Annotated in this window: 10 protein-coding genes; 4 read left to right on the top strand and 6 right to left on the bottom strand. The window is 60.0% G+C overall.

Features of this window, described 5'->3' with window-relative positions:
• Positions 1 to 1,563, top strand: a 1,563-nt coding sequence (gene ettA, locus VL003_RS08560; protein WP_325441523.1) for an energy-dependent translational throttle protein EttA, incomplete at its 5' end; no start/stop codon positions are given.
• A 336-nt stretch (positions 1,564 to 1,899) separates the two neighbouring features.
• Entirely contained in the window at positions 1,900 to 2,127 is a 228-nt protein-coding gene (locus VL003_RS08565; RefSeq protein ID WP_325441525.1) for a glycine zipper 2TM domain-containing protein, read from the top strand.
• A gap of 98 nt (positions 2,128 to 2,225) precedes the next feature.
• Here VL003_RS08565 and minE read toward each other — a convergent pair whose 3' ends face one another.
• From minE to VL003_RS08585, 4 genes are all read right to left on the bottom strand, one after another.
• Positions 2,226 to 2,489, bottom strand: coding sequence for a cell division topological specificity factor MinE (gene minE, locus VL003_RS08570; RefSeq protein ID WP_325441527.1), 264 nt, complete (start codon positions 2,487 to 2,489; stop codon positions 2,226 to 2,228).
• Position 2,490: 1 nt separating this feature from the next.
• Positions 2,491 to 3,306, bottom strand: coding sequence for a septum site-determining protein MinD (gene minD / locus VL003_RS08575; protein WP_325441529.1), 816 nt, complete (start codon positions 3,304 to 3,306; stop codon positions 2,491 to 2,493).
• 108 nt (positions 3,307 to 3,414) lie between these two features.
• On the bottom strand, positions 3,415 to 4,206 hold the full coding sequence (minC, locus tag VL003_RS08580; RefSeq protein ID WP_325441531.1) for a septum site-determining protein MinC: 792 nt from the start codon (positions 4,204 to 4,206) through the stop codon (positions 3,415 to 3,417).
• 2 nt (positions 4,207 to 4,208) lie between these two features.
• Positions 4,209 to 5,963, bottom strand: coding sequence for a glutamine--tRNA ligase/YqeY domain fusion protein (locus VL003_RS08585; protein WP_325441533.1), 1,755 nt, complete (start codon positions 5,961 to 5,963; stop codon positions 4,209 to 4,211).
• A gap of 115 nt (positions 5,964 to 6,078) precedes the next feature.
• Here VL003_RS08585 and VL003_RS08590 point away from each other — a divergent pair, with 115 nt between their 5' ends.
• Both VL003_RS08590 and VL003_RS08595 read left to right on the top strand, forming a co-directional pair.
• Positions 6,079 to 7,419: a cytochrome ubiquinol oxidase subunit I gene (locus VL003_RS08590; protein WP_325441535.1), complete on the top strand. Its 1,341-nt coding sequence runs from the start codon at positions 6,079 to 6,081 to the stop codon at positions 7,417 to 7,419.
• Positions 7,419 to 8,495, top strand: coding sequence for a cytochrome d ubiquinol oxidase subunit II (locus VL003_RS08595; RefSeq protein WP_414708268.1), 1,077 nt, complete (start codon positions 7,419 to 7,421; stop codon positions 8,493 to 8,495). The genes VL003_RS08590 and VL003_RS08595 overlap by 1 nt, the downstream gene beginning before the upstream one ends.
• Here the strand turns inward: VL003_RS08595 and VL003_RS08600 are convergent.
• Both VL003_RS08600 and VL003_RS08605 read right to left on the bottom strand, forming a co-directional pair.
• The gene (locus tag VL003_RS08600) at positions 8,470 to 9,867 is read right to left on the bottom strand and encodes an ATP-binding protein (protein ID WP_325441539.1); all 1,398 of its coding nucleotides are present in this window, start codon (positions 9,865 to 9,867) and stop codon (positions 8,470 to 8,472) included. The genes VL003_RS08595 and VL003_RS08600 overlap by 26 nt on opposite strands.
• 3 nt (positions 9,868 to 9,870) lie before the next feature.
• Positions 9,871 to 10,444 (bottom strand): winged helix-turn-helix domain-containing protein (locus VL003_RS08605; protein ID WP_325441541.1); only part of this gene is annotated, 574 nt, incomplete at its 5' end.

Consider the following 10,444-nt stretch of genomic DNA (forward strand, 5'->3'; position numbering starts at 1 on the left):
CTGGGCCTGAACGGCGCAGGCAAGTCGACCTTGTTGCGCATCATGGCCGGCGTCGACCGCGAAATCGAGGGCGAAGCCACTCCAATGCCCGGCCTCAAAATTGGCTACTTGCCTCAAGAGCCGGTACTTAACGCCGAGCACACAGTGCGCGAGTCGGTCGAAGAGGGGCTGGGCGAGCTTTTCACGGCCCGCAAGCGGCTAGACGAAGTCTATGCAGCCTACGCCGAACCTGATGCCGATTTCGACGCGCTGGCGGCAGAGCAGGCCGAACTCGAAGCCGTTATTGCAGCGGCGGCCACAAGCGGTTCCGACGACATTGAGCATCAAATGGAAATCGCCGCCGACGCCTTGCGCCTGCCCCCCTGGGATGCCACGGTCGGAAAGTTGTCGGGCGGCGAAAAGCGCCGCGTGGCGCTTTGCCGGCTGTTGCTCTCCAAGCCCGACATGTTGCTGCTCGATGAACCCACCAACCACCTGGATGCCGAGAGCGTCGAGTGGCTGGAACTGTTCCTGCGCAAGTTCCCCGGCACCGTGGTTGCTGTTACCCACGACCGCTACTTTCTGGACAACGCGGCCGATTGGATCCTTGAGCTAGACCGGGGCCACGGCATACCCTGGAAGGGCAATTACAGCTCGTGGCTCGAACAGAAAGAGGAACGCCTCAAGCAAGAAGAAGCGGCCGAATCGGCTCGTCAGCGAACCATCAAGAAAGAGCTGGAATGGGTGCGGCAAAATCCCAAGGGGCGCCAGGCCAAGGCCAAGGCCAGGCTGGCCCGGTTCGAAGAGCTGTCTTCGCACGACTATCAAAAGCGCAACGAAACTCAAGAGATCTTTATTCCGGTAGCCGAGCGCCTGGGCAACGAGGTTATCGAGTTTGAAAACGTCTCAAAGGGCTACGCAGACCGCCTGCTTATCGACAACCTGAGCTTCAAGGTTCCGCCGGGGGCCATTGTGGGTATCATCGGTGCCAACGGGGCCGGTAAGTCCACCCTGTTTCGCATGATCGCCGGCAAAGAACAACCTGATTCGGGCCAGGTAAAAATCGGCCAGACGGTACAGCTTGCCTATGTAGATCAATCGCGCGAATCGCTGCCTGACGAAAAAACCGTGTTTGAGGCCCTGTCCGATGGGGCCGACCTGATTACGGTAGGCAAGTTCGAGATGTCGTCACGCGCTTATCTGGGCCGCTTCAACTTCAAGGGCGGAGATCAGAACAAGCGAGTCGGCAATTTGTCGGGGGGTGAGCGCGGGCGATTCCACCTTGCCAAAACGCTGATCTCGGGCGGCAACGTGCTGCTGCTTGACGAGCCCTCCAACGACCTTGACGTGGAAACCTTGCGTGCCCTCGAAGATGCCTTGCTTGAATTTGCAGGCACGGTTCTGGTCATCAGCCACGACCGATGGTTTCTTGACCGTATTGCTACGCACATTCTGGCGTTCGAGGGCGATTCCCAAGTGGTGTTCTTTGACGGCAACTACCAGGAATACGAAGCCGACAAGCGCCAACGCCTGGGTGAAGAGGCCGCCAAGCCGCGCCGCCTGCGCTACAAAGCCCTGAAGTGATCACGGGTCGGGCCGCCGGTCAGCCATTTTGCGCTGACCGACGGCCTTGTTCGCCGCGCACGCGGTTGTTGCGCAAGTGTGTTGCATATATTCAGTAAATTGTAAGTATCGACGCCTGCTTCTGCGATCCCGTTCGGTGTCCCTTCTATTTTGAGCAGTGACCAAACCCCATGCTGACGGGCTTTGGTGCCTTTGGCCGGCACGCTATGTGCTGAGCGTCCGTATGGTGATCAGCGCGGGGCTGATACAGTTTTTGCCGACGTTAACACTTGGTCTTTGCAACGCCGTGCAAACGCGCTATCGTGGTTTCAACACTGTTGAAAGTCGGAGTACACAATGAAAATGAATCGTCTTACCAAGTTGGTCAGTATTGGTCTGTTAGCCATTGCAGCTGCAGGTTGTTCTTCATGGGACAACATGAGCAGCCGGCAAAAAAGCACGGTTACGGGAGCCGGCCTCGGCGGCGTAGCAGGTGCAGTCATTTCCAACGGCGGTGTGCTAGGTACGGTCGGCGGCGCAGCGATCGGCGGTGTCATCGGCGACCAAGTCGGCAAAAACCGCTAATCCGTCTATAAGCAAAAAGCCCCTTGTCAGAACAAACTTGGTTCGTTCTGACAAGGGGCTTTTTGTTGCCCTGAGTCGGGTCAGGGGTAGTCAAGCGACTAAGCGTTGGGCTCGGCCTGGGGCATCTCGATCTTGACCTCAAGCACCTCGAGGGAGTCTTGGCGGTCGAGGTTGACCTTGATGTCGTCAGGGTTGATCTTGACGTAGCGTGAAATAACTTCGACCAGCTCTTTTTGCAGCTGGGGCAGATAGTCGGGGCCTCGACCGCCACCACGCTCGTTGATCAGAATCAGTTGCAGGCGATCTTTCGCAACGCTGGCCGAGGTCTTTTTTTGTCCGAGTAGAAATGACAGGAAAGACATATTACTTGCCTCCGAAAAGGCGCTTGAACAGGCCGGGTTTCTCGTAGTCGACAAAACGCAGGGGTTTTTCTTCGCCCAAGTAACGCGAGACGACGTCCTGGTAGGCAACCGCAACGTCGGTGTCGCGCAAATGAATCGCGGGAATGCCCTGGTTGGACGCCTGCAGCACCGACTCCGATTCGGGAATGACGCCAATAAGCTTGATGCGCAGGATGTCTTCGATGTCTTGCAACGAGAGCATTTCGCCGTCGGACACGCGCTTTGGGTTGTAGCGGGTAAGCAGCAGGTACTCTTTGATGGGCTCTTCGCTGGTGATGGCGCGGTGCGATTTGGCCGACAAGATGCCCAGGATGCGATCAGAGTCGCGCACCGACGATACTTCGGGGTTGGTCACGACAATGGCGTCATCGGCGAAATACGAGGCCATCAGCGCCCCGGTTTCGATGCCGGCAGGCGAGTCGCACACAATGTATTCAAAACCCATTCCCTTGAGGTCGTTAAGGGTTTTTTCGACGCCCTCTTTGGTCAGTGCGTCTTTGTCGCGCGTTTGCGAAGCGGGCAGGATGAAAAGGTTTTCAAGTTGCTTGTCGCGGATCAGCGCCTGGTTCAATGTGGCTTCGCCTTGAATGACATTGACGAAATCGTAGACCACTCGCCTTTCGCAGCCCATGATCAGGTCGAGGTTGCGCAAACCCACATCAAAGTCGATGACGACGGTCTTGTGGCCGCGCATGGCCAGGCCCGCTGAAAAACTGGCGCTGGTGGTCGTTTTGCCCACGCCGCCTTTGCCGGAAGTCACCACAACGATGCGTGTCATGACGTTTGAGTCCTCTGGTTATAAATCTCGTAATCGTAAAGCAAAATTGTGTTCGATTGCCGCGAGATGACGTTAATTGAATAAGGGCTTGGCAACAAATAATGTCTGTTACGCTTTTGTGCCCAGTGATTTGATCTGGAGTGTTTCGCCGTCGAGCTGCACAATGGCTGCCTGATTGTGCACATCGCTTTCGAGCTTGGTTTCAATAACTCGGTACACACCCGCAATCGCTACCAGCTCGGGGTCGAGCTGGGTGGTAAAGATGCGGGCACTGGCGTCGCCGCGCGCACCGGCCATGGCTTTGCCGCGCAACGGCCCGTATACATGGATATTGCCGTCGGCGATAACTTCGGCACCCTGGCCGACCACCCCTATAACAATCAGGTCGGTGTCTCGGGCGTAAATGCGTTGGCCCGAACGGAGCTGGCGATTCACCACCATGGCCGCCGGAGCAATCGCGGGTGCAGCGGGCGCTTGCGGCGCTGTTGGCGGGGTTTGGGGGGATGCTGCAGCAGCCGGCGCCACCACGGGCACCTCGGCTTCGGGCGCGGGCGTGCTGGCCGGACGAGCCGGTGGGCTGGAAAGATCAACCTCTGGCAGACCGCAGGCGCGCGCCGCTTCAAGCACACTGCCTTGTGCGACCACCCCGATGGGGTGCAGACGATGATCGCGCAGCGCCTGCAGCAAGGCAGGCCAGTCTAGTTCAGCGTCGATGGCGGTGGCGTCGAGCACTACCGGCTCGTTCTCAAAAAATGAGCCGGCGTCGCTCATGCGCTGGTCCAGCGCAGATTGGAGCTCGGACATGTCGGCACTGCGAATGACCACACGCAGCGCATAAAGCGCCGCGCTTTTAAAGTCGAGCGCCGCAGCGCCTTTGTGTTGGGAGGCGGGTTTGCTCATGTTCAGACCCATGAATCGCGCAAGGTGGTGCAACGATTAAGCACCGGTCGCTCGACGGTGGAGTCGATGCGGTCGGCGACGAAATAGCCCAGACGCTCGAACTGCCAGAAGTTTTCGGGATGAGCCTGAATGCCCGGCTCAAGCCACGCTTGCACTGTATTGAAAGAATCCGGGTTCAGGGCGTCGAGAAAGTTTTTGTTGCCGCTGTCGGGGTGGGCGTCGATGAAGAGGCGGTCGTACATGCGCACTTCGGCTGGAATGGCGTGCGCCACACTGATCCAGGTAATGTTTCCCTTGACCTTGACCGAGTCGGCGCCGGGTGTGCCGCTTTTGGTTTCGGGCAGGTACTCGGCATGCACTTCAATGACATTGCCCGCTTCGTCTTTGACGCAGCCCGTGCAACGCACGATATAACCGTACTTGAGACGCACCGTATTGCCCGGAAAAAGCCTGAAGTATTTTTTGGGCGGGTCTTCGCGAAAGTCGTCGCGTTCGATCCACAGCTCGCGCGTAAACGGAAACTCGCGCTTGCCCTGTTCGGGCTGATGGGGATTGCTGGGTGCGTGACACAGTTCGCTTTGGCCTTCCGGGTAGTTGGTAATGACCAGTTTGAGCGGGTCCAGCACCGCCACGCGGCGTTCGGCCTTGGGGTCGAGGTCGTCGCGCAGCGCTTGCTCAAGCACGCTGTAATCGATGCGCGAATCGGCCTTTGATACGCCCAGGCGCTCGCAGAACAGCCTGATCGAGGCGGGAGTGTAGCCTCGGCGGCGCAGCCCGGCCAGGGTGGGCAGGCGCGGGTCGTCCCAGCCGGCCACGTGTCCGCCACGGACCAGTTCAAGCAGCTTGCGCTTGCTGGTGACCACATGGCTGAGGTTCAAGCGGGCGAACTCGGTCTGCTGCGGCAGTGGCCGGGCAAGGTGGCCCAGGTCGGCCAGCTTGTTGAGGATCCAGTCGTAGAACGGGCGCTGGTCTTCGAACTCGAGCGTGCAAAAACTGTGGGTGATGCCTTCGAGCGCGTCTTCGACCGGGTGGGCCCAGGTGTACATGGGGTAAATGCACCAATCGCTGCCCGTACGATGATGCGGCACATGACGAATGCGATACAGCACGGGGTCGCGCATGTTCATGTTGGGCGAGGCCATGTCGATCTTGGCGCGCAAGGCCAGGCTGCCGTCTGGGTGCTTGCCGGCGCGCATTTCTTCAAGCAGCGCCAACGATTCGGCAGCCGGGCGATTGCGCCACGGCGAATCCACACCTTTTTCGGTTAGCGTGCCGCGGGTGCTGCGCATTTGTTCGGCCGACTGCTCGTCGACATACGCATCGCCCGATTCGATCAGGGCGCAGGCAAAGTCGTACATATAGCCGAAATAATCACTGGCATAGTACAGGTTGTCTTCGTTCTGGAACTTCCAGTCAAAACCCAACCACTTTACCGCCTCGATAATGGCTTGAACGTATTCGTCTTCTTCTTTTTCGGGGTTGGTGTCGTCGAAACGCAAATGACAGGCACCCTGGTAGTCGCGTGCCAGGCCAAAATTGATGCATATGCTTTTGGCGTGGCCAATATGAAGGTAGCCATTGGGCTCGGGGGGAAACCGGGTGCGGATTCGCGCGTCGTCGACCTGACCTTTTTGCTGCACGCCGGCCGGACCGGGGCGGCCGGCCCAGCGTTTTCCGGCGTAACGGCCTTCAGCAAGGTCGCGTTCAATAAGCGTGCGAAGAAAATTTGAGGTCGGTGGAGTCGAAGCAGCGGTCATTGCGAAAAGAGGGACAAGAAATAGTCATGCAAAGTACGCATTTTGCCACGTTCACACATATTTGCCCGCTTTGCCACCCAAAACTCTGCGTACAGGCTCTAAACTAGCGACCATTATGGCGAATACAACCGTCTGGCTATCCCAGGTGCAGTTCCTTGTCAGCCTGGGGTTCATGTCCCTATTCCTGCTTATCGAGCTGGGCCTTGCCTGGATATTGCTGTTTTTCAAGCTGGCTCATCACAGAACCGAAGGTAACGCCTGGATGCAGGCCTACCGTTTCTGGGTGCGCGTCTATGCCTTGGCTGCAATTTTGGCATTGGCGGGGGCAGTGCCCGTACTTATTCAATTGGGTAGCCTGTGGCCCGGTTTGTTCGAGCGCATCGGCGACGTATCCGGGCCCTTGCTGGCGGCGGCCATGCTTACCGCCTTCATCGTCAAGTCTTGCTTCATGAGCGCCATGCTGTTCGGCCAGCGCCGTCTGACCGAAGTCGCTCACACCGCGGTGGTGTTCATGGTGGCGTCGGGCACCTTGCTGTCCATCTTCTGGGCCTTGGCGCTGGTGGGGTGGATGCAGACGCCCACCGGCACGGGTTTCCTGAACGGCGAGTATTACGTGGTGGATTGGTACCAGGTGGTCTTCAACCCGTCTTCAGTCTGGCTGCTCGTGTTGTTTCTGGCCGCCGCCGCGCTGACGGTGGCTTTTTTGCTTCTGGGCGTCATTGCACGGCGGGCGTCTTCCCTGCCGGCCGATCACAGCGGCCGAAACGTGTTTCAAACTGGGGCGCTGGTGGGACTCGCGGCTGTGCTGTTGTACGTTGTGGCCATAACCGGTTACGGCGGGGTGGTTGTTGCGCACCAACCGGCCAAGGCGGCTGCTACTGCGGCCTATTGGCAAACTGGATCCCAGCCCGATCTGGCGCTATTGGGTTGGCCGCTTGAAAGCCGTGCCGAAACTTTAGGAATGATTTCCTGGACGAAGGCGGGCGACAGATGGCTGGCGCAAGACGCCCAGGGAGACCTGCTCGGGCTTGACCGGTTCTCGGGCATGCACCCCCCGGTGGCATTCACATTCTGGACGTTTCGCCTGTCCTTATTGGTCGCACTGGCCATGGCTCTGGCCGCGTTGGGCGCTTTTTGGTGCTTGCGCCGCAAGTACATCGAGCACGGCGACCTGCCCGCTGTATGGCGACGTGTTTTCTCGAGCCTCACCTTCTTGGGATGGGTGTCGGGCCTTGCCTTGTTGAGCCACGTGCTGATGGGGCTGGCGCCCTTCGTGGTCAATCAGACGATTACCTTCCTTGAAGTGGCCGGCGCTGCACAGCCCCGCCAACTGGCAATCAGCATCGCCGCCCATTTGTGCGTGTACGCCTTGTTGCTGCAGGGCTTCTTTCAGCTGTTGCGACATAGCATGCAGTATGGGGTGGTGCCGGTAGCGCGGCGCAGGGGGCGGGCATGATCGTCGATACGCTGGTCGAACTGTTGGGGTTCAGCGCCGAAGACCCGGCCTTCTGGATGCCGCTGGTTTTCATGGGCTTGCTGTTTTCCATTGTGGCAGCGGGTGTGGTGCTCGACGGCTTTGACATCGGTGTGGGGTGCCTGACCCTGGTTGCACCCAAAACATTGCGGCCGCGCATGGTGTCCCTGCTGGGGCCGTGGCGGGACGCCAACGAGTTCTGGCTGCTTTTGGGTCTGGGCGTGTTTGCCGCTGCATTTCCCAACGGCTGGGGCGTCATCATGGGTCAGCTCTACGTGCCGCTAAGCCTGCTCTCGCTGGGCGTCATGCTGCGAGCGGTCTCCTTCGAGTTTCGCCTGCGGGCGCCGCTCGAGTTGCAGGGTCGGTGGATACTTGGCTTTGGTCTGGGCTCGCTGGCAACCGCCGTGGCGCACGGCCTGCTGCTGGGCAACCTCGTGGTGGCTTACCGTAGCGGCCAAGGCTATATGTGGTTCAGTATGCTGCTGGCGCTTTGCTGCGTCGCCGCCTATTGTCTGCTGGGGGCCACGTGGCTGATCATGCGCGAACCGGGCGAGCTGCGGGTACGGGCCATTTTTTGGGGCCGACGGACCGTTCGGTGGGCTGCCGCGGGGGCGGTGGGTGTATCGGTGGTTCTGGCGTTTGCCAACACCGGCGTGTTCCTTAAATGGAGCGACGGGCCGCAGTGGTCGGCGATTGCCATGTTGTGGGGCGGGTTGCTGGCTTGCTTCATAGTCGTGGAGCTTAGCCTGCAGCGCATGGTAACGCATAGCGACGGCACCACAATGGTGCCGTTTCTGGCGACGTTACTTGCTTATCTGGCGATTTTGGGCGGCTTGTTCTATAGCTTTTTCCCTTATCTGGTTCTGGACAACATCACGATATGGGACGGTGCCTCGTCGGTCGGTTCGTTGAGGCTGGTGCTGGCCGCTGCAGTCATTGCCATGCCGGTCGCGCTCATTTTCAATATCTGGGTTTATTGGCGTATGTTCGGCTTGTCCAAACCTTCGGTGCCTCCGGGCTTGAAGCAAGCTCCTAAGCCAGCGGAAGCGTCACGCTAACCTTCAAGCCGCCCGAGTCGGCCTGGTGTAGTGCGAGGCTGCCGCCGTGTGCCAACGCAATCGAGTTGCACAATGCCAGGCCCAAGCCCACTGATCCGGTCAGGGTGCGTGCGTCGTCCAGGCGCGAAAACGGTCGCAGGGCCTCTATGCGCCGCTCTTCCGATATGCCGGGGCCGTGATCCGACACTGTGATGACGGCATGGGTGGCGGTAGCCGCCAGGCTTACTTCAATCGGCGGTGCCGCGTAGTTCATGGCATTGGTAATCAGGTTGTCCAGCAACCTTCCCAGCGCGAAGCCGTCGGCATGCAGCACGACACCTTCGGGTATGGGCTCGCACAGCGTTACGGCGCTGCCGGCGCTTTCCCAGGTGCCCACGTGCTCTTGCAACCATGCGCCGGCATCCAGGGGGGTAAACCGGTAGTTGGACGGATCCGTGCCGCGTACGAAACCGATGAACTGATCCACCATGCGCTGCATGTCCTGGAGGTCGTGACGCAGCCCATCTTTGAGACCTGCTTCGTCGATCATTTCAATGCGCAGCCACATGCGGGAAAGCGGCCCTTTGAGGTCGTGAGGCAATCCGGCAAGCAAGGTTCGGCGCACTGCGTCGGATTCATTCAGTGCGTCGAGCATGGCATTGAAGCGTTCGCCCAGGGTGCGAGTTTCGCTGGGGCCGGCGGGCACGACTCGTTGTGGCTGGCCTGCCGCGAGTTGGTCCGCCGCTTTGGCCAAACGGGTCAGCGGCCGCGTAATGTGCCATGAAAACGCCGCCGAGAGCAGCAAGATGACGCCCATGCCGGCCAGCCAGATGACAACCAGGGGTGTGGCAACCGGCGGCGACAGTTTGTCGAGCGGGATCACCAGCCACTCGCGTGGGGCCTGCGCAGCAGCGTCCATTTGTTCGTCGGGCTGAAGCGAGATATAGATGCGGGGTGTAGGCCCGCGAGAAAGCGCGACGCGGGTTCCGTCGTCCAGGCGCAGGTTCAGCGCGTCGACCAGGTTGCGCAAGTCGCGGCGCAAATCGTCGTGTGGTGGGGGCTTGCGGGGGTCGTGTCGGCCGTCTTCCTGGATTCGGCGGGGCCTGCGCTCGAGCTCGGCCCCGGACGGCAGGGTGCGCGACCACAAGCGCCATTCGTTGCGCGACGCTTCACGAACGAAATCTGCGCGCTCGCCGGAAGGAATCTCGGCCAGGGCGGCGCGTAGTGTGCGTATCGTGGTCGAAACGATCTCTACGGTTACGGTTTCGGTGTACTGGTTGCGAAAATGGCTGACCGAGGCCATGGTGCCGGCCTGAACCAGCAAAATGGTGGCAAGGGTGAGCAGCACCAGGCGGGCGCGCAGTGAGCTCGGGAAAAAGCGTTTCAGGTTCATGCGCTATGGCGAAAAGCGATAGCCCACACCCCATACGGTCTGGATCCAGCGCGGCTGCTTGGGGTCGTCTTCGATGGCGCGGCGCAACCGCAAAATAGCGATGTCGATGGCCCGGTCGTTGCGCTCGCCGTCTTCGTCGTCGCGTGCCAGGGCAAGCAATCTGTCTCGCGAAAGCGGCTTGCCCGGGCTCGAGACCAGGGCCTCGAGCAGGTTGACTTCACCCCCGGTCAGTTTGATCGGCGTGCCGTCCCGCGACAATTGACGCGTGGCCGGGTCAAAGACGAAAGGCCCGAACTCGACCGGCTTTCCTTTAATGAAAGCAGAGGCCCCTTTTTTACGACGCAGTACCGCCTCGATGCGGGCGAGCAGCTCGCGCGGGTCAAAAGGTTTTCCCAGGTAGTCGTCGGCCCCGGCCTCGAGGCCGATAACCCGGTCGACGGTTTCGTCGCGGCCGGTCAGCAAGATGATGGGGATGTCTTCACCCTGGCGGCGCAGGCGGCGGCAGGCTTCGGCCCCGTCGCCGTCGGGCATCATGCGGTCAAGAACGATCAGGTCGGGGTTGTAACGTTCGATGCGG

Source organism: Pusillimonas sp. (genome assembly GCF_035515275.1).
GTDB lineage: Bacteria > Pseudomonadota > Gammaproteobacteria > Burkholderiales > Burkholderiaceae_B > Pusillimonas.